The sequence below is a fragment of the Enterobacter sp. 2VL genome, from assembly GCF_005503595.1.
Taxonomy (GTDB): Bacteria; Pseudomonadota; Gammaproteobacteria; order Enterobacterales; family Enterobacteriaceae; genus Enterobacter; species Enterobacter cancerogenus.
On record NZ_SCNE01000002.1, the window covers coordinates 88,718 to 111,841 of the forward strand.

The 23,124-nt window shown below is 56.0% G+C and carries 18 protein-coding genes; 1 reads left to right on the forward strand and 17 read right to left on the reverse strand.

The genetic code is table 11. The features are described from left to right. Nucleotides 1-9: 9 nt before the first annotated feature. The 4 genes from mukB to cmoM are packed head-to-tail and all read right to left on the reverse strand — an operon-like array spanning nt 10 to nt 7,248. The gene (gene mukB / locus FFS28_RS04890) at nt 10-4,458 is read right to left on the reverse strand and encodes a chromosome partition protein MukB (RefSeq protein ID WP_137848940.1); all 4,449 of its coding nucleotides are present in this window, start codon (nt 4,456-4,458) and stop codon (nt 10-12) included. Then, nucleotides 4,458-5,162: a chromosome partition protein MukE gene (mukE, locus tag FFS28_RS04895; RefSeq protein WP_042319452.1), complete on the reverse strand. Its 705-nt coding sequence runs from the start codon at nt 5,160-5,162 to the stop codon at nt 4,458-4,460. The genes mukB and mukE overlap by 1 nt, the downstream gene beginning before the upstream one ends. Beyond that, the gene (gene mukF / locus FFS28_RS04900; RefSeq protein ID WP_088207562.1) at nt 5,143-6,465 is read right to left on the reverse strand and encodes a chromosome partition protein MukF; all 1,323 of its coding nucleotides are present in this window, start codon (nt 6,463-6,465) and stop codon (nt 5,143-5,145) included. The genes mukE and mukF overlap by 20 nt, the downstream gene beginning before the upstream one ends. 3 nt (nt 6,466-6,468) lie before the next feature. After that, nucleotides 6,469-7,248 carry a tRNA uridine 5-oxyacetic acid(34) methyltransferase CmoM gene (cmoM, locus tag FFS28_RS04905; RefSeq protein ID WP_006174481.1) on the reverse strand — a complete coding sequence of 260 codons (780 nt, stop codon included), beginning with the start codon at nt 7,246-7,248 and terminating at the stop codon, nt 6,469-6,471. Nucleotides 7,249-7,372: 124 nt separating this feature from the next. On the opposite strand from cmoM, the gene elyC reads away from it, so the two are divergent. Beyond that, entirely contained in the window at nt 7,373-8,152 is a 780-nt protein-coding gene (gene elyC / locus FFS28_RS04910; protein ID WP_006174479.1) for an envelope biogenesis factor ElyC, read from the forward strand. Here the strand turns inward: elyC and FFS28_RS04915 are convergent. The 13 genes from FFS28_RS04915 to FFS28_RS04975 all read right to left on the reverse strand — a co-directional run bounded on the left by FFS28_RS04915 (nt 8,129) and on the right by FFS28_RS04975 (nt 23,055). Further along, on the reverse strand, nt 8,129-9,022 hold the full coding sequence (locus FFS28_RS04915) for a YcbJ family phosphotransferase (RefSeq protein ID WP_102891139.1): 894 nt from the start codon (nt 9,020-9,022) through the stop codon (nt 8,129-8,131). The genes elyC and FFS28_RS04915 overlap by 24 nt on opposite strands. 143 nt (nt 9,023-9,165) lie before the next feature. Further along, nucleotides 9,166-9,912 carry a 3-deoxy-manno-octulosonate cytidylyltransferase gene (gene kdsB, locus FFS28_RS04920; RefSeq protein ID WP_058609228.1) on the reverse strand — a complete coding sequence of 249 codons (747 nt, stop codon included), beginning with the start codon at nt 9,910-9,912 and terminating at the stop codon, nt 9,166-9,168. Next, on the reverse strand, nt 9,909-10,091 hold the full coding sequence (ycaR, locus tag FFS28_RS04925; RefSeq protein WP_006174474.1) for a protein YcaR: 183 nt from the start codon (nt 10,089-10,091) through the stop codon (nt 9,909-9,911). Before ycaR ends, kdsB begins: the two co-directional genes overlap by 4 nt. A gap of 45 nt (nt 10,092-10,136) precedes the next feature. Beyond that, nucleotides 10,137-11,366, reverse strand: coding sequence for a winged helix-turn-helix domain-containing protein (locus tag FFS28_RS04930; RefSeq protein WP_137848941.1), 1,230 nt, complete (start codon nt 11,364-11,366; stop codon nt 10,137-10,139). Between the two features lie 44 nt (nt 11,367-11,410). Then, nucleotides 11,411-12,388 carry a tetraacyldisaccharide 4'-kinase gene (gene lpxK, locus FFS28_RS04935; RefSeq protein ID WP_137848942.1) on the reverse strand — a complete coding sequence of 326 codons (978 nt, stop codon included), beginning with the start codon at nt 12,386-12,388 and terminating at the stop codon, nt 11,411-11,413. After that, on the reverse strand, nt 12,385-14,133 hold the full coding sequence (msbA, locus tag FFS28_RS04940) for a lipid A ABC transporter ATP-binding protein/permease MsbA (protein ID WP_088207568.1): 1,749 nt from the start codon (nt 14,131-14,133) through the stop codon (nt 12,385-12,387). Before msbA ends, lpxK begins: the two co-directional genes overlap by 4 nt. Nucleotides 14,134-14,169: 36 nt before the next feature. Next, the gene (locus FFS28_RS04945) at nt 14,170-16,434 is read right to left on the reverse strand and encodes a ComEC family protein (RefSeq protein ID WP_137848943.1); all 2,265 of its coding nucleotides are present in this window, start codon (nt 16,432-16,434) and stop codon (nt 14,170-14,172) included. 211 nt (nt 16,435-16,645) lie between these two features. Next, complete coding sequence (gene ihfB / locus FFS28_RS04950) at nt 16,646-16,933, reverse strand: integration host factor subunit beta (protein ID WP_003858233.1); 288 nt, start codon at nt 16,931-16,933, stop codon at nt 16,646-16,648. A gap of 170 nt (nt 16,934-17,103) precedes the next feature. Continuing rightward, nucleotides 17,104-18,777 (reverse strand): 30S ribosomal protein S1, encoded by a 1,674-nt coding sequence (rpsA, locus tag FFS28_RS04955; protein WP_137848944.1) that lies wholly within the window; start codon nt 18,775-18,777, stop codon nt 17,104-17,106. A 112-nt stretch (nt 18,778-18,889) separates the two neighbouring features. Further along, a complete protein-coding gene (gene cmk / locus FFS28_RS04960) occupies nt 18,890-19,573 on the reverse strand; it encodes a (d)CMP kinase (RefSeq protein ID WP_137848945.1) in 684 nt (227 codons plus the stop codon). 185 nt (nt 19,574-19,758) lie between these two features. After that, nucleotides 19,759-21,042, reverse strand: a complete 1,284-nt coding sequence (aroA, locus tag FFS28_RS04965; RefSeq protein ID WP_058609233.1) for a 3-phosphoshikimate 1-carboxyvinyltransferase — start codon at nt 21,040-21,042, stop codon at nt 19,759-19,761. Between the two features lie 69 nt (nt 21,043-21,111). Beyond that, entirely contained in the window at nt 21,112-22,200 is a 1,089-nt protein-coding gene (gene serC / locus FFS28_RS04970; RefSeq protein WP_137848946.1) for a 3-phosphoserine/phosphohydroxythreonine transaminase, read from the reverse strand. A gap of 162 nt (nt 22,201-22,362) precedes the next feature. Continuing rightward, nucleotides 22,363-23,055: a DUF421 domain-containing protein gene (locus tag FFS28_RS04975; RefSeq protein ID WP_137848947.1), complete on the reverse strand. Its 693-nt coding sequence runs from the start codon at nt 23,053-23,055 to the stop codon at nt 22,363-22,365. Nucleotides 23,056-23,124 lie beyond the last annotated feature (69 nt).

Below are 23,124 nucleotides of genomic sequence, written 5' to 3' on the forward strand. Positions count from 1 at the left end.
CAAAACGCCTCAGGAAGCGTCAGCCGTACCGGGTAACGACTCCGGTGGCTGCGGTGCAAAGCCGCGCAGACCCACGACGTGTACGTGCTCGCTGTTCTGGAAGACTTTACGCACCAGCTTATAGGTGGTGCCTTTTTCCGGGCTGATGTTCTCTGGTGCCGCGATGATAAGCTGCATATCAAGACGGTCGCACAGCTCAAACAGCGTGGCGATAGAGCGGGCGTCAAGACGCGCCGCTTCATCAAGGAACAGCAGGCGGCATGGGGAGATATCTTTACCGCGCAGACGACGCGCTTCATCTTCCCAGCTCTGCACCACCATCACCAGAATCGACATCCCGGTACCGATAGCCTCACCTGTTGAGAGCGCACCGGACTCGGCGCGCAGCCAGCCGTCTGAACCACGGTTGACCTCCACTTCCATCTCAAGATAGTTACGGTAATCCAGCAGCTCTTCGCCGATGGTTTGCGGCGTGCGCTGCCCCATATCAATCTGCGGATTCAGGCGCTGGTACAGCTTCGCCAGTGCTTCCGAGAAGGTCAGGCGGTTGCTGTTAAACAGATCCTGATGCTGTTCGTGCTGCTCGGACAACACATCAAGCAGCGTCGAGTGGGCTTCACGCACGTTCACGTTCAGACGCACGCTGTTAACCTGACCAAACGACACGCTCTGCAGTCCCTGGTTCAGCTGACGAATACGGTTCTGCTCGCGCTGAATGGTTTTGCGGATGATATTCGCCACGCTGCGGGAGCTGATTGCCAGCTTCTGCTCGCGGGAGGTTAACTCTTCCGTCAGGCGACCCAGCTCGATTTCCATCTGCTCGATGGCTTCGACCGGATCGTCGGTGCGGATGATATCCTGGCGAATACGCTCGCGCAGGTGCTGGTAAACCGCCACGAAGAACTGGATTTTACGCTCTGGACGTTTTGGATCTTCGGACATGCGCAGCACGTCGCGCAGATGTTCGTTATCCGCCACCGCCAGACGCAGCGCACCCAATGCCTTATCCGACATGGAGCGCAGTTCATCCCCGGAAAGGTACGCCAGCTCGCGACGGTGCAGACGACGCTCAACGTTATTGTCTTTCACCATGCGCATCACCGCGCACCAGCCCGCCTTGGCGGTCACAACCTGCTCGCGCATTTCGTGATAGTCGCGTTCCAGCTTGCGCAGGCGACGCGTCAGGTTGTCCATCTCCGCTTCACAGAAGGTCAGCGCTTTTTCCAGCTGATTACGGCGCGCGCGGTTGTTGCTTAACTGGGCATGCAGTTCGTCGCGGCGAATACGCGCCCGCTCTTCCGAGCCGCTGTCGGCGCGAACCCCGATATCCTGCAGCTCTTTGTGTAAATCGTTAAGCAGCTCTTTCTTGGTGTCATAGGAGCTTTTCAGCGAGGCCATGACCTGGCTGTACTGACTCAGCTGCGCGGCGTGCGTACGCATGGCTTCACGTGCGCGAGTACGTTCCGCTTCCGCCTGCTCAAGACGCTGGCGAAGTTTCTCGTTAAGATCGCTGTTACCGCTGAGCATTTCTGCGGAATCAGAGTAGCCAAAGTGGGCGCGACGCTGCACCACTTCCGTCAGGGCAAATGCCTGCTGGCGGGCTTCGCGCTGTACCTGCTGAGACCAGGCGTAATCTTCTTTCAGCTGCTCATACTGTTCCGGATCGCTCTGGAGCACCGAGAGCACCGGTTCCAGTTTCGCCAGCTGATTGCCATGCTGCTGAATGAAGCGTGCCGCTTCCTGCGCTTCATCCAGACGTTCCTGAATTTCATCAACGCGGTCGGCCAGCGTCTCGTCCGCCAGCAGGTTAAGACGCGGCAGAATGCGGTTGAGCGCGGCTACGCCCTCTTTCGCCTGTTCGAACTGTACGCGGCTCTGCAGGTTATCATTTTCATGATTCGCCAGCGCGCGTTCCAGTTCACCCCGGCGGGTGTTGAGCTTGCGAATTTCGGCTTCCGGGTCGGCGTCAAACGCCACCGCCAGATGGCTACCGATAAAGCGGCTGAAGGCCTGATGCAGACGCTGGGTTTTCTGAACGTCGAACGACAGGGTGGCAAAACGCTCTGACAGCGTTTCACGCTCAGCATGCAGACTTTCGATACGGTTTTCACGCGCGGCACGGCCAAACAGCGGCAGTTCCGGGAAGCGAGAATAGCGCCACTGGCGGTCGGCAATTTTCACCACCACCGCTTTTTCAAGCTCGTCCACGCTGAACACGCTGTCATCGAATGACTGCGGATCCCCTTCGATTAAATAGAGATCTTCCGGGCAATCTTCCAGACCGGCCAGCTGCTCAGAAATCTGCGACAGATCGGGCACGACGATCGCATTACGCGACGGGCCGTACAGCGCCGAGAAGTACGGCGCGTCATCCAGACCCACGTCGTCATAAATTTCCGACAGCAGTACGCCGCCAAAACGTTCCGCCAGCGCATTCAGGCGCGCATCTTCTGCACCGCCCGGCTGGCTTAAGCGTTCAATCTCTTCGTCAACTTCACGTTTACGGTTACCGACTTCATCACGCTCAACGATCGCTTCACGCTCACGCTCCAGCAGTTGTTGCAGGTATTCCGTAACATCCTGGCCGGATTCAAACGTTTCCCCGCACTGCTCGCTGAGCTGGCTCAGGCTGCTCTGCGCTGCAAGCCAGATCGGCGCGCGTTGCAGGAGCTTTTGCGAACGAGACTGGAGCTGATCCAGCTCCTGACGCAGGTTCATGCGCTGTTCGCTGGCGCTGGAAACACTGTCAGAAAGCGAAGCAATTCGCGCTTCCAGCTCCTGATGCAGGGCTTCAAGATCGTCGAAATCGTAATTTTTGCCCTGACGTTTGCAGAAATCGGCCAGCAGACGCTCGGCTTCCTGCTGCTCGCGCAGACGCTGTTCCAGTTCGTTCAGACGCATACGCAGCGGCTGAACCTGTTCGGCCAGATGGCGCTGGTTCATACCGTCACGCAGCAGTTCGCGGGCAACGCTCCAGGCGTCGCTACGCGCAACCGGGCCATTGATCGCCACGACCAGCTGGTATGCCTGCTCAAACTGGCTGTGCGCCGTTTGCGCCACGCTCATTTTCTGATCGAGCGACAGCAGTTTCTCGGTGGCTTCCTGCTCTTTCGCCTGGAAGGTGTCCAGCCAGTCTTCCGCGCTCTCCGGCGTTAAATCCGGCAGGTGACACAGCTCTTTCGCACGCTGCAGGGCTTGCAGCGCCTGGGTGTACTGAATCGCACGGGTCTGCTGCACGTCCAGCGCCTGCTGGTAATCGGCGAGCTGGCTTTTCAGCTCATCCACTTCCAGCTCGGCCGCTTCGGCGCGCGCTTCGTTCTCTTCCTGCAGATCGGCGGCTTCGGCCACCACTTCGTTTTGCTCTTCAAGACGAATTTGCAGCTCATCGAGATCCGCTTCGTAGCGCTCGATTTTTTCCTGCTGACGCAGCGCAGTCTGCACCAGGTTCAGGTGATCGCTGGCGGCCTGGTAATCGGCTTCCAGATCCCCTTCCGCACCGTTGTGCTCACCCAGTTCGCGCGCCATTTCGACGTGCTTATACTGCTCAGCCACCAGCTGCTTACGGGATGTAAACAGTTCGCGGCGGTACTCCAGAGCCTGATCGAGGTGTATGCGGCGTTCGTTGGCGTGACGCATATAGTCTGCCGCCACGTAGTTAGTGGCTTCGCTGATCAGATGTTTAAACAGATCGCGGTCAGACTGGGTCACGCGGATCGCTTCCAGCGTCATGCGGTTTTCACGCAGTGCGGCTTCCATGTCCTGGAAGGCTTTACGCACGCCGCTGTTTTCTGGCAACAGGTAGTCGCGCAACGAGCGGGTAATGGCGCTGGAGATACCGCCGTACAGGGACGCTTCGATCAGACGGTAATATTTGCTACGGTCGGATGCAGTCCGCAGGCGTCGGGCAACCACGCCCAGATCGAACATCAGGGAGTGGTATTCGGTAATGGAGTTGAACTGCTTAAACTGCACGCCTTCGATAGCTTCAAGCTTGTCTTTCAGCTCCTGAAGCGTCAGCACGCGCGCCTGACGTTCGTTTAAGGTCTCCGTCAGCAGCGCGGTCGGCTGCACGGAAGTCGGCAGGCCCTGAATGGCGAAAGGTTTGATATCAACCTTACGGTCACGGCCCGCCACCTGCTGCAGACGCACGCCAACCACCACGCGCTGATGACGGGAGTTGATCACGTCCAGCACCGAATAACAGACGCCCGCCTTCAGCTTACCGTGCAGGCCTTTGTCACGGGAGCCGCTTGTCGCGCCCGCTTCGGTGGTGTTTCGGAAGTGCAGCAGGGTCAAATCGGGGATCAGCGCCGTGACGAACGCCGCCATGGTGGTGGATTTACCCGCCCCGTTACCGCCGGAGAGCGTGGTGACCAGCTCATCCAGATCGAAGGTTCGGGCAAAGAAACCGTTCCAGTTAATCAGCGTCAGTGAGCGAAATTTACCGCGTTCAATCATTACTCTTCCTCCCCGCTTTCCGGCTGATTCTCTTCATGCTCATCATTGAGCTGCAAATGGTTTTCCACCGGCATCGCTTCACCGTCACGGATCATGCGTAGCTGCGCCTCACGCGCATCGTCGCCCGCGCGCACGTCGGCACCAAAGCGGAAGACCGATTCCGTAATGCGGAACTTGCTGCTGTCATGGCCCATAAACCAGACCATACCCAGTCGGCGCAGACGGTTCAGAGAAGAGCGAACTTTTTCCTGCAATTTCTGACGATCAAGGTCTGACCCCGTCGAACGGTTGTTCACCAGCTTGAGCAGCTTGCTTTCATCCGCCAGCGCCAGCAGCTCATCGTAAAGCTCCTGTTGCGTGAAGATACCTTCGTTCGCCAGACGTTCCGGGCTGAGATAGAGATAGCAGAGAATTTTCCCGACCATCATGTCCAGCTCGGAAAGCACGGAGCGCGGAATGAGCGTCGTGGAGCGCGGGCGCAGATAGAAAAAACCTTCCGGCGCACGAATAAGCTCAACGTTGTAACGCGCGTAAAACTCTTCCAGATACTCCTGGAAGTCCATCAAAAAGGCGTGATTATCCAGCTCGTCAAGGCCAATGTGACGACCGGCACGTAGCTGGCTGTCCAGCGCCGGAAACAACGGATTCGCCAGCGCCTGTGCCAGCTTAACTGGCATCACGTTTTCAATATTTGTCAATGACATGCGCCTGTACCTTGGCTCCGTAATCGTTAATCGGCTGCCACTTCGGCGGCAGCCCGGTGAAATCTGCTTGCGCGACGCCCAGGCGTACGGCCTGGTCGACGACAATGCGGGCGATATCGAAATGGCGCGCCCGAGGATATTGCGCCAGATAGTCGCGCACCACGAGACCAAGATCCAGCGGCACTTGTCTGGTTTTGTAGACCGCGAGCTGTTCTTCGATCATCGCCGCAAGCTGCTCGCGAATTTCATTAAATTCTTCGAATTCCAGATCCGGTGGCAGTTCACCGGTCACTTCTTCATCACGCAACGCCATCTCTTCATCGCGCATATCCAGCAGGCGGTCGGCACTGGCGTAGGTCAGCGCCCAGGGCGCATCGAAATAGGTCTGTACCGACTGGCGCAAACGCTGAGCAAAGACGCGGTTTTTATCCATATCAATCGCGGTACGGATAAATTTATGCACGTGGCGGTCGTAGCCAATCCACAGGTCAATCGACTGCTGGCCCCAGCTAATAATGCGGTCGAGCTTGCTTTGTAAATCAAACACCAGACGGTCGACAAAGTGCAGATCGTCGTGGGCAAGCGTGGCATCCTGAATACGCAGCAGGTTAGCCTGCAGCTTATCCCCTGCCGCCTCGAGGGTGTCCTGCAGCTCGCGCAGCGTACCAGAGGTTTCTGACAATAAGAGTTCGCAGCTGGAGATGGCCGCCCGCCAGTCTTTATTCAGCAGCTGTGCGATATCGTCTTTCACCTGCTGCTGTTGTTCGTCCATCAGACGCTGGGTCAGATCAATGCTGTCAAAGATCTCGGCCACCGAATATTTCAGCGGCGCGTAGACGTTGCGGTGCCAGTGGAATTCATCGCCATTCTCATCTGCCGCATCGGCGGCACGCTTCAGCTCGCCCGCGACAATCGAGAGCTGCATAGAGAGGCGCAGCGTCGAAAACTCACGCTGGCGGATGTAATAGTCGGTAATGCCGATACCCAGTGGCGTCAGACGATAAATGGCGTTTCCTTCCGCCTGCTCGCTGGTAAAGCGGTTCAGCAGACGTTGACGCACCATGTCGTTGATCGCGTTGTTGGCACGCACGCTAATGGTTTCGCTGGTTTGCTCAAACGCATCACTGACATGGCGGAAGGCATCCACCAGTTCACCCTCGCTCATTTCACCATCAAGCCGCTCGCCGTTCAGCGTAGCCACCGCCAGCAGGAAAGAGAGTCTGTCTACCGGCAGCGAGATGGAGAAATCATTTTTTCTGGCCCAGGCAACCAGTTCGGGGACTGTCTGGGAAAATTCACTCATAGATTATCCTTGCATCTGCGGCTTGCGCGCGGTGACGTGGATATAGCGGCCAAGGCTTAAATAAGGCTCCTGGCGGCAGTACCGCGTTTCAATTTCTGTTAAGGCGTCTAAGCAGTCATGCTGTTTTTGTTTATCACGCAGATAGTCATGAAACACCCTCACGCCCGTTTTACCGGTGATCTCCCAGCCGATCTCCTCCAGCCAGCCATACACCTGCTGCGGTTCACGCGGGAAATCCGGCGACAGCGTGCGCCGTTTCTTTTTATACATGCCCTGCTGAACGTAGCCGAAATTGCCCACCAGCACGTTTCGCATTAACAAGCCGTTTGCGTTGTAGAACATCAGCGATAACGCCCCGCCCGGGCGCAACATCGACCACAGCGTTTTTAGCACCGCCTGCGGATCGGCCACCCATTCCAGCACAGCATGAAACAATATCAGATCAACCTGCGTTTCCAAATGCTGCGCAATGTCCTGAGCGGCGCAATGTATAAAATGCATGTTGTCGCTCACACCTTTCTCGTCTGCCGCCTGCCGGGCACGCGCCACCATTTCAGCAGAGAGATCGCACAAGGTGACGTGATGACCCCGCTGTGCCATCAGGATGGCAGTCTGGCCTTCGCCACCGCCCGCATCAAGCACACGCAACCTCTGGCCCGGATAGTCGGCAAGAAGCTTGTCGAGATCCTGCCAGAGGATCGTCTGACGCAGCTGGCCTTTAGTCGTGCCATAAATGTTGCGCGAAAACTTTTCCGCGATGTCATCAAAATTGCGATCCCGCATTGGGAGAGTTCCACTCGCTAACTGCAAAACCGCTATTTTGTCACACCCGAGCGGAGAATGAACCTCTCTGGTGTAATATCACTGGCATTCACCTGCTATATGGTTAAAAAAGGAACCAAAAAGGATGCTTTTTACCCTAAAAAAATACATCGGCGGCATGATGCTTCCCCTTCCCCTGCTGCTGCTCGTCATCGCGCTTGGTCTGGCGCTGGTGTGGTTGAGCCGTTTCCAGAAAAGTGGAAAATCGCTTATTACCCTGGGCTGGCTGGCGCTGCTGCTGTTAAGCCTGCAGCCGGTGGCGGATGGGCTGTTGCGCCCCATTGAGAATAAATATCCAACCTGGCAGGGCAATCAGAAAGTGGGGTATATCGTCGTGCTCGGCGGAGGGTATACCTGGGACCCGGACTGGGCGCCCAGTTCAAATCTGATCAACAACAGCCTGCCGCGGCTTAATGAAGGCATTCGCCTGTGGCTGGCTAATCCGGGTGCCAAACTGATTTTCACCGGTGCCGCCGCGAAGACGAACCCGGTCAGCACGGCGGAAGCCGGGGCGAGAGTGGCAGAATCGCTGGGCGTACCACGCTCGTCAATCATCACGCTGGACAGCCCCAAAGACACTGAAGAAGAGGCCGCCGCGGTGAAAAAAGCCATCGGCGACGTTCCGTTCCTGCTGGTAACCTCTGCCTCCCATCTGCCGAGAGCGATGATTTTCTTTGAGAGCCAGGGGCTACACCCGCTGCCGGCACCGGCTAACCAACTGGCCATCACCGCACCGCTGAATCCGTGGGAGCGGGCGATCCCCTCCCCGGTGTGGTTAATGCACAGCGATCGCGTGGGCTATGAGACGCTTGGGCGGATCTGGCAGTGGCTCAAAGGTGTGTCAGGCGAGCCACGGCAGGAGTGATTTTGCCGCAAGATCGAAGTTGGCGCGACTGAAACGCCCGGTATTGACCAGTTGCGCGACTTCATCCCAGAGCAAATAGAGCCAGCGCCGCCACAGGAAGGCCTCCGCCACCGGCGCGCGCTGCAAGTAGTGCCAGAGCAAACCTTCTGCCGCGCCGCTGTCGCTTAGCCTGAACAACTCGTACTCACGCGGTGCCCAAAGCATGATGCCCGGCCCGACCATCGCCAGCAGTTGATCGCTGCGCGGATCTTTAAGCATGCTGCGCAGGGTAAAATTACCGTGTACCAGCACACAGTTGTCGTTAAAACCTTCGAACAGGGCCGGCAGGCATTCCCGGGTGCGGAACAGAATGCGTTTGTCCTGCATGGTGAGGCCGGTGTTGTTGAACTGGTTTAAGGTTCCCCACAGCACCTCAATGCGCTGGCGATACCAGAGCGGCCACAGGTTCTCCTGCGTGCTGTCGACCGGGCCAACGAGACCACGGCTGTCCTGCCGGTGCCAGGCGAGCAGCGCTTCCACAATCTGGTCTTTTAACTGCTCCCAGCGCTCCGGCGTGCGCGCCGGGGCTTCCACCGGGACACCGCGTAACCGTTCAATCAACAGCACGTCCGGGCCGGGATGTTCCTCATGGGTCATCACACCGTAGACTGTCGGCATACGGACCGTCCCTTCGCGCGCCAGCATCGACATTTTCCAGGCCAGCTGTCGGGCAACGCCCGGCGAGGAAAAACTCCTCGCCATCAGCGGCATCGGGTTTCCCTGACTGTCATACAACGCCCAAAGCGCGGTATCGGCCTTTTCATTCACGCACTCCACCCGGCTTAATGCCTCCCCGAGCAGATGGCTGAGTTCGGCACGCAGTTGTTCCATATGAGATTACCCCCATTAAGACTACTGCTTTTATAATGAGCGCGTCAGGGAAAGATGTCACCCGACAGAGATCAATTAAGGCACTGAAAAGGGAAATAACCTGGCGGGAAACTGTCCCCCCAGGCGGGGGGACGACGGAAAAATTAACGCATTTCGGCGCGAACGCGCTCAAGATCGTCAGGGGTATCTACGCCAGTACCCGGTACTTCCTGGGCAACCGCAACGTGGATCTTCTCCCCGTACCACAGGACGCGAAGCTGCTCCAGCATCTCGATATGTTCCAGCGGGCTTGGTGCCCAGGTGACATAACGGCGAATGAAACCGGCGCGATAGCCGTAGATGCCCAGATGGCGCAGGAAGGTGTCGCCAATCGCCTCTTTTGAGACGGCAAAACGATCGCGATCCCAGGGAATGGTGGCGCGTGAAAAATAGAGGGCATACCCTTCGGCATCCATCACCACTTTCACCGCATTAGGATTAAAGGCTTCTTCTACGTGGTGAATCGGCACGGCGAGCGTCGCCATCCCCACCTCACGCTGCGCCAGGTTTTCCGCCACCTGACGAATGATAACCGCCGGGATCATCGGCTCGTCGCCCTGGACATTCACGATTACCGTGTCGTCACTGAAGCCGCATTTTTCAACCACTTCCGCCAGACGTTCGGTACCGGACTGATGATCGGCACGGGTCATGCAAACTTCTCCGCCTGCCGCTTCCACCGCACGCGCCACGTCCGGGTGATCGGTGGCAACGATCACGCGCTCGGCGCCCGATTCACGGGCACGCTCAAGAACGTGCACAATCATCGGCTTGCCGTTGATGTCCACCAGCGGTTTACCCGGCAGGCGCGTTGAGGCGTAGCGGGCAGGAATGATGACAACAAAACTCATGGTTTGCTCTCTTCCGCGACCAGGGAACGGGCTTCGTTTTCCAGCAGGACCGGAATACCGTCACGCAGCGGGAACGCCAGGCTATCCAGTTTGCAAATCAGCTCTTGTTTGTCCTGGCTGTAGTACAGCTTGCCGTTGCATACCGGGCAGGCAATGATTTCAAGTAAACGGTGATCCATAGTTCCTCCGTAGGGGTAATCGCTAAATCTTAACACATTCCTTTTTCAGGGAATGCCTGTTTCCCAGCCATGTCGACAGGCGTTAAACAGCCCGTCGGGCAGACGTCCCAGCGTCACGCGGTGGGCGTCCTGCCAGCGCGCAAACTCGCTAATCGCGGACGTTAATCCTTTTTCTAAGGACGCCGTGACTTTCACGCCGTCCTCAAGGTAAAGCGCAATGATTTCAAGCGTGCCGGTTTTGCGGTGCATTTTGGCATCCATCCGCCCGACAAGCTGCCCTTTGTGCAGCAGCGGTAACACGAAGTAACCGAACTGGCGTTTCGGTGCCGGGGTATAGCACTCCAGCCGGTAGCTGAAATTAAAGAGCTGCTCAGCCCGTTTTCTGTCCCAGACTACCGGGTCGAATGGCGAGAGTACCGCGCTGTGGGTTGCCTGCAGTTTGCCATCAAGCGCCTGTGGCAGCAGCGGGAGGAGATCCGCATGCAGCCACATTTCGCCCAGCGTGTCCACCGAAACGGGGACGACGCGCTGCTCCTGCTGCCACCTCTCCAGCAGCGTTTTCAGCGCAGGCTGGCGCAGACGATAGTAATCCGCCAGCCACTGTGGACGGAAAATCCCCAGGCTGCGGGCGCTGTTCTCAAGCATGACGGCTTCAGCCGCCTCCTGAGTGAGGAGATCGCGCTGGTCGTCCCAGTGCGGCATCACGCGGTGTGTCAGGTCATATACGCGCTGAAAGTTACGCCGCTCAATCACCATGACTTTGCCGGAAGTAAATAGCCCTTCCAGATGACGTTTGTGCGGCTTCCATTCCCACCAGCCGCTGGCCCCTTTATGGGGATGTTCAAAATCAGCGGACCGTACTGGACCCTTCTCCTGAATATGCGCGATCAGTTGCTCAATTTCAGCGGCGTGCTCCAGCATCCACGCCTGGCGGTATTTCCAGCCCATTTTATCCGGGGAGAGCATCCGATGGCGGACCAGCGCGAAGTCGCTGCGCGGAAGGAAACAGGCCTCGTGCGCCCAATATTCCATCAGCTCGCCCTGCCTGAGGGCGTTGTCGAGCCACTGGGGCTGATAGTTCCCCAGACGGCTAAACAGCACCAGATAAGGGCTGCGCGCCACGATATTGATAGTGTCGATTTGCAGTAGCGACATGCGCTGCACGGTAGAGAGAATATCGGTGGGCTGAGCGCGGCGACGCGGCTTTTTCAAAAGCCCCTGCGCGGCAAGGTGAAGATGACGTGCGGCTGAAAGCGAGAGTTGCGGTAAAGACATGCGTTTTCCTGTCCGTAAAAGCGCCACCAGAACCGCAGTTGCTGTTAATGCACTAACGCAATCAGTTCTTTAAGCAGTTGCTCCGGTTGCTCGCCGCTAAGCTCAGCGTCAACCGGCAGATACCACCAGTTTTCTTTCGCGAAGGCACGGCATTTCACCGCGTCTTTTTCGGTCATGATCAGCGTCTGCTCAGGCGACGCCAGGGCGTTAACCTGCTCCGATACCAGCGCCTGATGGTCGGCCAGCGGAACACGCTTTTCAAGTTTTGCACCGCACTGTTCAAGCGTCGCGAAGAAACGCGGAGGATGGCCAATGCCCGCCATCGCCACCAGTGAGGTCAGTCGGGCGACCGCTTTCCTTTCACCGGTAAGCAGATTTACCGCCAGCCCCGGATGAAGATGCATCGGGATCTCCCCCGCTCTGGCTTCACCGCCGTTGACGATAATCGCATCAACGCTTTTCAGGCGAGAGGCTCGCTCACGCATTGGCCCGGCCGGTAACCACCAGCCGTTCCCGAAACGGCGAACACCGTCAATGACAACAATCTCTTTGTCACGCGCGAGGGCATAATGCTGCAGGCCATCGTCAGTGATGACAATCTGAACCGAGTGTTCTGCCAGCAGGGCCTGCACGGCCTCGCTGCGCACCGGCGAGACTGCTACCGGCGCGTGGGTACGCTGAAAAATCAGCACCGGCTCATCACCCGCTTCGGCGGTAGTGGTGTCAGGGGTCAGCAGCAACGGATACTGCACCGCATTTCCGCCATACCCCCGCGACACAACCCCGGCGCGGATACCGCGTTTTTGCAATTGCTCCACCAGCCAGATCACCGCCGGCGTTTTACCGTTTCCGCCTGCGGTTAAATTCCCCACCACAACAACCGGCACCGGCGCTCGCCATGCACGTTTCAGCCCAAGCCGGTACAGCAAGCGAATAGCACCGCTCACCAGGCCATACAGCCAGGAGAGCGGCAACAGCAGTCGCCAGAGAGGAGATTCACCTGACCAGATGCGTGCAATCATTGACCAAACTGCATCTTATGAAGCTGGGCATACACGCCGCGATGAGCCAGCAGATCCGCATGGCTGCCGCGTTCAACGAGAACGCCATCTTCAACGACAACAATTTCGTCAGCCTTTTCAATGGTCGACAGACGGTGCGCAATGACCAGCGACGTACGGTTCTTTTGCAGCTCATCCAGCGCGGACTGGATGGCACGCTCAGACTCGGTATCCAGCGCAGAGGTGGCTTCATCAAGGATCAGAATTGGGCTGTCGCGCAGCAGGGCACGCGCAATGGCAATACGCTGGCGCTGACCACCAGAGAGCAGAACGCCGTTCTCGCCGATGATCGTATCCAGGCCGTTATCCATCTTGTTGATAAAGTCCATGGCATAGGCCATGCGAGCGGCGTTTTCGATCTGCTCGCGGCTGTACTCTTCCGTGCGTGCATACGCAATGTTGTTGGCAACCGTGTCGTTAAACAGGTGTACGTTCTGGGAAACCAGCGCAACCTGGTTACGCAGCGACTGCAGGGTATATTCCCGCAGATCGTGACCGTCCAGCAGAATCTCGCCCTGGTCGATGTCGTAGAAGCGGGTGATCAGGCTGGCAATCGTTGATTTACCGGAGCCAGAACGCCCAACCAGCGCAACGGTTTTACCCGCCGGGAGGTTAAGGCTGATATCACGCAGCGCAGGCGTTTCGCGGCCAGGATAGGTGAAAGTGACGTTGCGGAACTCAAGGTCTCCTTTGGCGCGGACAATTTCGCGCGTACCTTCGTCTTTTTCCTGCTCAGAATCAAGGATGCTGAACAAGGTCTGGCACGCCGCCATCCCGCGCTGGAACTGCGCGTTGACGTTAGTCAGCGATTTCAGCGGACGCATCAGCGCAATCATAGACGAGAAGACAACGGTAATCGTACCTGCCGTCAGGGTATCCATCACGCTCGGGAAGCTCGCCGCATACAGAACAAAGGCCAGCGCCAGAGAAGCAATCAGCTGAATAATCGGATCGGAAATGGAAGAGGCCGACACCATCTTCATCCCCTGCAGACGCATTTTATTGCTGACCTTATCAAAACGTTTGGTTTCGACTTCCTGGCCACCAAAGATCAACACTTCTTTATGACCTTTGAGCATCTGCTCTGCGCTGGTAGTCACCTGCCCCATCGTATTCTGCATGTTTTTACTGATATTGCGGAAACGCTTAGAAACAAGGCGGATAGCGAACGAAACAATCGGCGCTAAGACGATAAGAATGATCGACAGCTGCCAGCTGTAGTAGAACATCATGATAAACAGGCCGATGATCGAAGCACCTTCACGCACCACGGTGATCAACGCGCTGGACGAGGAAGAGGCAACCTGTTCTGAATCATAGGTAATACGCGACAGCAATGTGCCGGTAGACTGCTTGTCAAAGAATGCGACCGGCATGCCCATCATGTGGCTGAACAGTCGACGACGCATGGTCATTACCACTTTTCCCGATACCCAGGAGATGCAGTAGCTGGAGACGTAGCTGGTAATACCGCGCAGGATCATCAGACCAATAACCACCAGCGGCATCCATAGCAGCACCGATCGATCTGTTTTACCAAAACCGTCATCCAGTAACGGTTTAAGAAGCGATAGCATAAAGGTATCGCTGGCTGCGTTGAGGATTAACGCTACGCCCGCCACGATCAAGCCTGATTTAAAAGGTGCAATCATCGGCCAGAGTCGGCGGAACGTTTGCCACGTGGAGAGATCTTTGTCGTTATGCATTCAAAAAACCAGCATTTGTTGAAATAGCCGCATATTCTACCCGTTATCTACGCGCACGCCAAACCACTGATGATACCAACGAGGTAAACAGCCATCCCGTAACCGTCGGATTTGCGTGCCATGTAGCGAAAATGTTACCGAAATTTGCCCGGAATGCGGCGTGTCAAACCAGGCATATCCCTCTTTCCTGTAGCGCCTGACCACTTTCGCTGAAGGAAAATGCCAGGCGTTATAACGCGCCGCAGAAGCTAACGCTATTTTGCCTTCAACACGCTGCACCATGGGGGCAAATGACGATGTATTACTGCCATGGTGAGGTACCTGAATCAGTGTAGACGTAAGATCGCGCCAGCGATGGCTCAGCATCGCCTGTTCAGACGCTGCCTCAATATCCCCTGTCAGAAGCACGCTTTGCTCACCATCATCAATTTTAACAACGCAGGAGCGATTATTGCCCTTCCCCACAAAGCCCGCCGGAGGCCAGTGCACGGTAAAGATTAAGCCCTGCCACTGCCACCGCTGCCCACGAAAGCACGGAAGATGTCCGGCCCACCCCAACGGGCTTCTGACCCACAGCTGTGGCCACGTTTTCTGCAAAGATGCTAACCCTCCAGCGTGATCGAGGTGCTCGTGGCTGAGGACGATCCCTTCTGGTTTCAGGTTATGCCAGCGTAGCCAGGGAATAATGAGCTGCTGGGCGCTGTCTCCCCCGGGCCAGGCGAGACCTGTATCGTACAGGATCGCTTTGCCGTGACGTTCCACCACCAACGCCAGCCCCTGTCCGACATCCAGCATATGCAGGGTCCAGCCCGCGTTTTTATCCGTGCGCCAGAGTGGAAACGCCAGCATCACGCTTGTGGTCAGACACACCGCGGGAACAGCACGCCATGCACGGAAACGCCACCCAATCAGGGCAAACCAGGGGAATAAGGTGAGATATTGCCAGCGCTGATCGACCCCCTGCCAGCCATCCGGCAAGCGCATTAACAGCCAGAAGAGCACACCGAGGGATTTATCCGCGGCAAACCAGATTATGGTTTCCAGCGAGGTCAGCGGAAGTAAATGCAGTGCCATGCCGAGCAGAATCAACGGGACCGAAACAAACGTCACCAGCGGCACGGCAAAAAGGTTTGCCACCAGCGAGGAGAGACTCACGCCGTGAAATATCAATACCTGCAGCGGCAGAAGCAGCACCAGCATTCCCGCCTGCAGATGAACCAGATTCACGATTGGGCGTAACCGACGGCTCCAGCGCCAGTCTGGCAACGGCAGCCACTGGAACCAGAAAATTAACGCGGCTACGGCAAAAGCCGACAGCGCAAAGCTTTGTGACAGCACGGCCAGCGGGTCGAGGATCAAAATCATCGCGACACAGCTCAGCCAGACCTGCCAGGAGGACCACTGGCGGCCACTCATTCGCAGCGCGGCGAGCACGGCAAGCGAAACAGCCGTTCGCAATGCGGGCGGCTGCATGCCGGTGAGCCACGAGTAAAACACAGCGAAGAGCAGCCCCGCCAGCACCGGTCCCTGCCAGTGGATCAGATGCACCGGTAATAAAAACTGAATTCCCCGGGCGAGCAACCAGAAGAGGGATGCCGCCAGCGCAATGTGCAATCCTGATATCGCCATTAGATGCAGCGTCCCTGTCTCACGCATCAGGTCCTTTATTTCGCGCGTGACGTTAAGCCGCTCTCCCATACCCAACCCCAACATTACCGGCCCCCATACATAGGATGTGAGCCTGTTTTGCAGTGATGTGAGATAGGTTGCGCGTAAACTGCAATGCGCGTCGACGATTGTGGCCTGAGTAAACCGCCCGCTCAGCGTTTGATGGCGGGCAATGGCGCTTTGCTGCGTGTCATACCCGCCATCGTTCAGCTCACCATGCACCGCCCGCAGACGAAGCGTCATGGCCCAGCGCTGTCCAACGCACACAGGCTGCGGCAGATAGTTTCCATAAAGCGTGATACCCGTTGAGGCCCACCAGCGTTTTCCGTTCAGGGTAACGATCTTTCCCTGATGCATCGTTGCCCCATCGGTGGCAGTGATCATCACCTCGGCCTGCTGTGGCCCCGTGGTTAAATGTGCCATAGGCCAGACGCTTTCTTGCGCGGCGAGGATGCCCCAGCAAAAAAAGAGTAAACCTGCCCCCGTTAGTTTCAGTGCATTTTTTTTCTGAACGCCAAGTGCTGCCCCGGCCGCAATCAGCACCCAGACGCTATGAAGCCCTGGCAGTACGGGTAACCAATACAATGGAATAATGGCCAGAATGGCGCAGACGCTGATGACGGATATTCCCACATGTCCCTCCCTGTTTTGGGAAGTATGCGGGCAGTTCAGGGCGTGGTCAGACAGAAAAAATGCACTTTACAGCCCTCGCTGTAAACTTTTTCACGCGTTTGCAGGAAGGACAGAAAGCGTTGCGACACGCCTTCAGAATCTAAGGCGAGAAAAACAAAAAAAGCACCCGCAGGTGCTTTCTTTTAAACCCAGTTTAACCCGATGGCTAAACTCAGTTACCGTAAATATTGGCGCGATCGCGCAGCTCTTTACCCGGCTTAAAGTGTGGAACGTACTTGCCTTCCAGCTCAACTTTATCGCCCGTCTTCGGGTTACGCCCGGTACGTGGTGCACGATAGTGCAGAGAAAAACTACCGAAACCGCGGATTTCAATGCGCTCGCCCTGGGCAAGAGTGGTGGCCATATGCTCCAGCATCTCTTTTACGGCATCTTCCACTGCCTTGGCAGGGATATGCGGTTGCTGACTGGCAAGTCTTTCAATCAATTCTGACTTGGTCATGATTCCTCCGGTTCCTTTCAAACCAATTAGCTTAACAGCTCATTAAACAAGGGCGGCCGTAGCCGCCCTTTGTTATTGATTACAGGATGAATCCTGCAATCTGTCAAGTCCGCCTCACATCCTTTGCGCTGTAAATGCTTTACAGGTCAAGAGAAGGAGAGAACCTGATATTACTCGCCTTTAGCTGCTTTGAAAGCTTCAGCCATTGCGTTGTTAGAGAAGTTTGCATCTTCCTGTTTGTTAACAGTTGCGATTGCATCTTTCTCATCAGCTTCGTCTTTCGCACGAACAGACAGGCTGATTGCACGGTTCTTACGGTCAACACCGGTGAACTTAGCTTCAACGTCGTCACCAACGCTCAGAACCAGAGTTGCATCTTCAACGCGGTCACGTGAAGCTTCGGAAGCGCGCAGGTAACCTTCAACGCCGTCAGCCAGTTCTACGGTTGCGCCTTTAGCGTCAACTGCAGTCACTTTACCGTTTACGATTGCGCCTTTCTTGTTCAGTGCAACCCAGTTGTTGAACGGATCTTCTGCGAGCTGTTTAACGCCCAGGGAGATACGCTCACGTTCTGCGTCAACCTGCAGAACAACTGCAGCGATTTCGTCGCCTTTCTTGAATTCACGTACTGCTTCTTCGCCTGCAACGTTCCAGGAGATGTCAGACAGGTGAACCAGGCCATCGATGCCGCCGTCCAGGCCGATGAAGATACCGAAGTCAGTGATAGACTTGATTTTACCTTCAACACGGTCGCCCTTGTTGTGAGTTTCCGCGAACTGCTGCCATGGGTTGTTTTTGCACTGTTTCAGGCCCAGGGAGATACGACGACGTTCTTCGTCGATATCCAGAACCATCACTTCCACTACATCACCAACGTTAACAACTTTGGATGGGTGGATGTTTTTGTTGGTCCAGTCCATTTCGGAAACGTGCACCAGACCTTCAACGCCTTCTTCGATTTCAACGAAGCAGCCGTAGTCAGTCAGGTTGGTAACGCGACCAGTCAGTTTAGTACCTTCTGGGTAACGCTTAGCGATAGCTACCCATGGATCTTCGCCCAGCTGTTTCAGGCCGAGGGATACACGAGTACGCTCGCGGTCGAACTTCAGCACTTTAACAGTGATTTCGTCGCCCACGTTCACGATTTCGCTTGGGTGCTTAACGCGTTTCCACGCCATGTCGGTGATGTGCAGCAGGCCATCAACGCCGCCCAGGTCAACGAATGCGCCGTAGTCAGTGAGGTTCTTAACGATACCTTTGACTTCCATGCCTTCCTGCAGGTTTTCCAGCAGCTGATCGCGTTCTGCGCTGTTTTCGGATTCGATAACGGCACGACGGGATACAACAACGTTGTTACGCTTCTGGTCCAGCTTGATTACTTTGAACTCAAGCTCTTTGCCTTCCAGGTGCAGGGTGTCACGGACTGGACGAACGTCTACCAGTGAACCTGGCAGGAACGCACGAATACCGTTCAGCTCAACAGTGAAGCCACCTTTAACTTTGCCGTTGATAACACCAACCACAGTTTCAGCTTCTTCGTAAGCTTTTTCCAGCGTGATCCAAGCTTCGTGACGCTTAGCTTTTTCACGGGACAGCAGGGTTTCGCCGAAGCCGTCTTCTACTGCGTCCAGCGCAACGTCAACTTCGTCACCGACCTGAATTTCCAGTTCGCCGGCTGCGTTTTTGAACTGCTCTGCAGGAATTGCAGATTCAGATTTCAGACCCGCATCAACCAGAACTACGTCTTTGTCGATAGAGACAACAACGCCACGAACGATGGAACCCGGACGGGTTTCGATTGTTTTTAAAGATTCTTCAAATAGTTGAGCAAAAGATTCAGTCATGTTTAATCTTCAGAGTTAGATTTAACGTCCACCTGGCTTCATGCCGGATGGGGTTGTTTCACATACCCGCTCACAATCCATTGCAGCGGGGGTACTACAAATTCTGTCGCGATTACGCGAGTGCCAGTTTCTGGCGCGCATATTGTAGCGCTTTTTCAATCACTTGCTCAATAGTTAAACTGGTTGAATCCAGCACTAATGCGTCTTCTGCGGGAACAAGTGGGGCGACGGCGCGGTTACGATCGCGGTCATCGCGCTCTTTTATCTCGGATAAAAGGCGATCAAAGTTAACACTAAACCCCTTTTCCTGCAACTGAAGCATGCGGCGTTGAGCACGTTCTTCCGAAGAGGCATCAAGGAAAATCTTCACTGGTGCATCAGGGAAAACTACCGTTCCCATGTCACGTCCGTCAGCGATCAGCCCAGGGGCTTCACGGAAACCTCGCTGGCGACGCAGCAGTGCTTCGCGTACGCGTGGGAACGCGGCGACCTGAGAGGCCGCATTCGCGACGTCCTGGGTGCGGATTTCACCGCTGACGTCTTCCCCTTCAAGGATCACTTCAAGGTTGCCGTTGGTTGAGACAAAACGGACATCCAGATGCGCAGCCAGGGGAACCAGGGCCTCTTCTGAGGCAACATCCACATGGTGATGCAGTGCAGCCAGAGCCAGCACGCGATAGATTGCTCCCGAATCTAAAAGATGCCATTGCAAGGCTTCTGCCATCGCTTTGCACAAGGTCCCTTTCCCTGCGCCACTAGGCCCATCAATGGTGATTACCGGGGCAACTGCCGTCATCGTTTTCTCCTTAATAAAGGCATACCGTTAACATAAACGCCGCGCATTATACGCGCCAATGTACGCAACTGTTACCTTTGCGTGCAAATTACGGAATTAATGAAGCAGAGTGTAGAAGAAATGGACGGGAATGCGTGTCAGAAAGCGTAAGGAAATGCCGCATCGGGAGATGCGGCAGAACGTTATCAGGCCAGCGTGCTTATGCGGGCCAGCTGTTCGAAATAGTCCGGGAAGGTTTTTGCTGTGCATTTCGGATCGAGGATGGTGACCGGCGTATCGGACAGCGCCACCAGCGAGAAGCACATCGCCATGCGGTGATCGTTGTAAGTCCCAATCTCGGCGAATTGCAGCGTTGCCGGCGGTGTGACGCGAATGTAATCTTCCCCCTCTTCAACCGTTGCGCCCACTTTACGCAGCTCGGTCGCCATTGCAAACAGGCGGTCGGTCTCTTTCACGCGCCAGTTGTAGATGTTACGTAACGTCGTGGTGCCTTTGGCAAACAGCGCCGCCGTCGCAATGGTCATCGCCGCATCCGGAATGTGGTTCATGTCCATATCAATGGCGTTCAGTTCACCGTGGGTGCAGGCGATAAAATCCTCTCCCCAGGTCACAACCGCGCCCATTTTCTCCAGCACGTCAGCAAAACGAATATCGCCCTGCACGCTGTTGCGGCCAATACCGGTGACTTTTACGGTGCCGCCTTTAATCGCGCCCGCCGCCAGGAAATAGGAGGCTGACGAGGCATCCCCTTCAACGAGATAGTGGCCCGGCGACTGATACTGCTGCGCACCGCGCACCACGAAACGCTGATACGACTGGTTGTCGACCTCAACACCGAAGGTCTTCATCAGGTGCAGCGTGATATCGATGTAGGGCTTAGAGACCAGGTCACCTTTGATGACAATCGTCGTGTCCTGCGGTGCCAGCGGCGCGGTCATCAGCAGTGCCGTCAGGAACTGGCTTGACACGCTGCCGTCAACCTCAACATGACCGCCGGTGAAACCTCCGCGCAGACGCAGCGGCGGATAATTTTCCTGCTCCAGATAGTCAATCTGCGCGCCGCCCTGACGCAGGGCATCCACCAGATGACCAATCGGACGCTCTTTCATGCGCGGCTCGCCGGTCAGCACAACGTCGCCACTGCCGAGACACAGCGCCGCCGCCAGCGGGCGCATTGCCGTCCCGGCGTTGCCGAGAAACAGTTCCAGCGCCTCAGACGAGCGTAACGCGCCGCCGTTGCCGGTGACGTCACAGCGGGTACGGTCTTCGGAGAGCGTGTAGTGAACTCCCAACGCTTTCAGCGCATTGAGCATATGGCGCACGTCATCGCTGTCCAGCAGATTCGTGAGGACGGTGGTGCCGTTTGCCAGAGCTGCCAGCAGCAGAGCGCGGTTCGAGACACTTTTTGAACCAGGCAGATTGATGGTGCCATCTACCCGCGCGATAGGTTGTAACGTCAGGGATTCCATGAAACTTAACTCTCAACTCAACTGAATAAAAACCCCGCAGCCAGGCTACGGGGGTGAAAAACGGTGCAATTAACCGTGACGACGTTCGAAGTCAATCATGAAGTCGGTCAGCGCCTGAACGCCTTCCAGCGGCATGGCGTTATAAATGGAGGCACGCATGCCGCCAACAACACGGTGGCCTTTCAGCGCGTGCAGGCCTGCAGCAAAGGACTCTTCCAGGAAAAGCTTATCCAGGCCGTTGTCCGCCAGCTGGAACGGCACGTTCATGCGGGAGCGGTTGGCTTTTGCGACGTCGTTGCGGTAGAAGTCGCTCTTATCAATGACGCCATACAGCAGTTCGGCTTTCTGCTGGTTGATTTTGTCCATCTGCGCCACGCCGCCGTTCTGTTTCAGCCATTTGAAGACCAGGCCAGAGAGGTACCAGGCAAAGGTCGGCGGGGTGTTGAACATCGAATCGTTATCGTTCAGGACGGTGTAGTCCAGAATCGACGGGCAGGCTTTATGCGCTTTTCCGAGCAGGTCTTCCCGCACGATAACCAGCGTCAGGCCAGCAGGACCGATATTCTTCTGCGCACCGGCGTAAATCACGCCGTAGCGGCTGATATCCAGCGGTGAGGAGAGAATGGTGGAGGAGAAATCCGCCGCCACGACCACGTTTTCGCCGAAATCTGGCTCTTCGTGAATGGCGATGCCGTCAATGGTTTCATTCGGGCAGTAGTGAAGGTAAGCCGCATCGCGGGAGAGCTGCCATTCGCTCATTGGCTTCACGGCACGCAGGCCGTCAACGGTCACTTTGGCGTCGATGACGTTTGGGGTGCAGTATTTATGCGCCTCTTTCACCGCGCTGGCAGCCCAGTATCCCGCATCAACGTAGTCAGCGGTCGTTTTGTCGCCCAGAATATTGAGCGGAACGCCAGCAAACTGACCGCGTCCCCCGCCGTGGCAGAACAATACTTTGTAGTTCGAGGGGATGTTCAGCAGATCGCGAAAATCCTTTTCTGCCTCTTCGGCCACCTGAATAAATTCTTTACCACGGTGGCTGATCTCCATCACCGACGTACCCAGACCGTTCCAGTCACACAGGTCCTGCTGAGCCTGCTTGAGTACATCCGCCGGTAACATTGCCGGACCTGAACTGAAATTAAAGACTTGAGTCATTTCCCCTCACCACGCTAAAAGCCATAAGTTATAACTGTGGATATCGGTTTTATCATTCAGTGACACGCGCCGCAATGTCTAAAACTGACGAGCGGTAAAATGTGTCCGCCGTCACACAAAACAATCTGCCACCCTGGTCATAAGAAACCGACAAAATGGCTGTCAGGTGATACGTTTAGCCCTGCTAACCCTGGTCCATTCTGGATTGGCACAGCGCGGACATAATTGATGAGAACCTGCCTGCATCGTAATCACATGGCTGCATTTTATGCAGGCATATGCTCCGGCGTCGGGCACGGTGGTAAATCGCTCTATTAAATTATCAGGCAAGATACACAGACCGGGCTTAACCTCATCGTCAGAATAATAGTAAACGCTGATTTGCCCGTTGGTTTCCATAATAGCCAGCCGGACCTGGCCAAGCTGCTCGACGCTGCTCAGACGCAGCTCCATGAAGAATTCAAATTCCGTCATGTTGGCGCGTTGCACTTTTTCCCACGCCAGTTGCCCTTCTTCCACGATAACCACCGGCTTGCCTTCAAACAGATCTTCCAGCTTTTCGCTTTTCGACATCAGCCACATCACCAGCCGGTACAGCAGGGCAAGCGAGAGGAAGACGATAAACACCGGCACCATGGGGACATCGTCATAAAAGGCCACGTCCCCCGCCGCCGAGCCGAGCGTCAGGATGATCAGCACCTCAAAGAGCGACATCTGGCGGACGCCGCGGCGGCCAGTGATTTTGAGAAACAGAAAGACCAACACAAAGGTATAGAGGCTGCGCAGCGCCACTTCGCCTAAAAACTCGGGAGGAACTTTATCAAACGCCATCCGCTGGAGATCAAATGCTTTCATTTTTCTATGCCTTAACAGTAGGTTACTGACTCTAAGCATAGTCCAGCCTTTTATTTTCGCCGAAGATAG

What these genes read in the sequence shown, in the direction of transcription:
- mukB (WP_137848940.1), bottom strand. Translation starts at nt 4,458, where the DNA reads ATGATTGAACGCGGTAAATTTCGCTCACTGACGCTGATTAACTGGAAC.
- mukE (WP_042319452.1), bottom strand. Translation starts at nt 5,162, where the DNA reads ATGTCATTGACAAATATTGAAAACGTGATGCCAGTTAAGCTGGCACAG.
- mukF (WP_088207562.1), bottom strand. Translation starts at nt 6,465, where the DNA reads ATGAGTGAATTTTCCCAGACAGTCCCCGAACTGGTTGCCTGGGCCAGA.
- cmoM (WP_006174481.1), bottom strand. Translation starts at nt 7,248, where the DNA reads ATGCGGGATCGCAATTTTGATGACATCGCGGAAAAGTTTTCGCGCAAC.
- elyC (WP_006174479.1), top strand. Translation starts at nt 7,373, where the DNA reads ATGCTTTTTACCCTAAAAAAATACATCGGCGGCATGATGCTTCCCCTT.
- FFS28_RS04915 (WP_102891139.1), bottom strand. Translation starts at nt 9,022, where the DNA reads ATGGAACAACTGCGTGCCGAACTCAGCCATCTGCTCGGGGAGGCATTA.
- kdsB (WP_058609228.1), bottom strand. Translation starts at nt 9,912, where the DNA reads ATGAGTTTTGTTGTCATCATTCCTGCCCGCTACGCCTCAACGCGCCTG.
- ycaR (WP_006174474.1), bottom strand. Translation starts at nt 10,091, where the DNA reads ATGGATCACCGTTTACTTGAAATCATTGCCTGCCCGGTATGCAACGGC.
- FFS28_RS04930 (WP_137848941.1), bottom strand. Translation starts at nt 11,366, where the DNA reads ATGTCTTTACCGCAACTCTCGCTTTCAGCCGCACGTCATCTTCACCTT.
- lpxK (WP_137848942.1), bottom strand. Translation starts at nt 12,388, where the DNA reads ATGATTGCACGCATCTGGTCAGGTGAATCTCCTCTCTGGCGACTGCTG.
- msbA (WP_088207568.1), bottom strand. Translation starts at nt 14,133, where the DNA reads ATGCATAACGACAAAGATCTCTCCACGTGGCAAACGTTCCGCCGACTC.
- ihfB (WP_003858233.1), bottom strand. Translation starts at nt 16,933, where the DNA reads ATGACCAAGTCAGAATTGATTGAAAGACTTGCCAGTCAGCAACCGCAT.
- rpsA (WP_137848944.1), bottom strand. Translation starts at nt 18,777, where the DNA reads ATGACTGAATCTTTTGCTCAACTATTTGAAGAATCTTTAAAAACAATC.
- cmk (WP_137848945.1), bottom strand. Translation starts at nt 19,573, where the DNA reads ATGACGGCAGTTGCCCCGGTAATCACCATTGATGGGCCTAGTGGCGCA.
- aroA (WP_058609233.1), bottom strand. Translation starts at nt 21,042, where the DNA reads ATGGAATCCCTGACGTTACAACCTATCGCGCGGGTAGATGGCACCATC.
- serC (WP_137848946.1), bottom strand. Translation starts at nt 22,200, where the DNA reads ATGACTCAAGTCTTTAATTTCAGTTCAGGTCCGGCAATGTTACCGGCG.
- FFS28_RS04975 (WP_137848947.1), bottom strand. Translation starts at nt 23,055, where the DNA reads ATGAAAGCATTTGATCTCCAGCGGATGGCGTTTGATAAAGTTCCTCCC.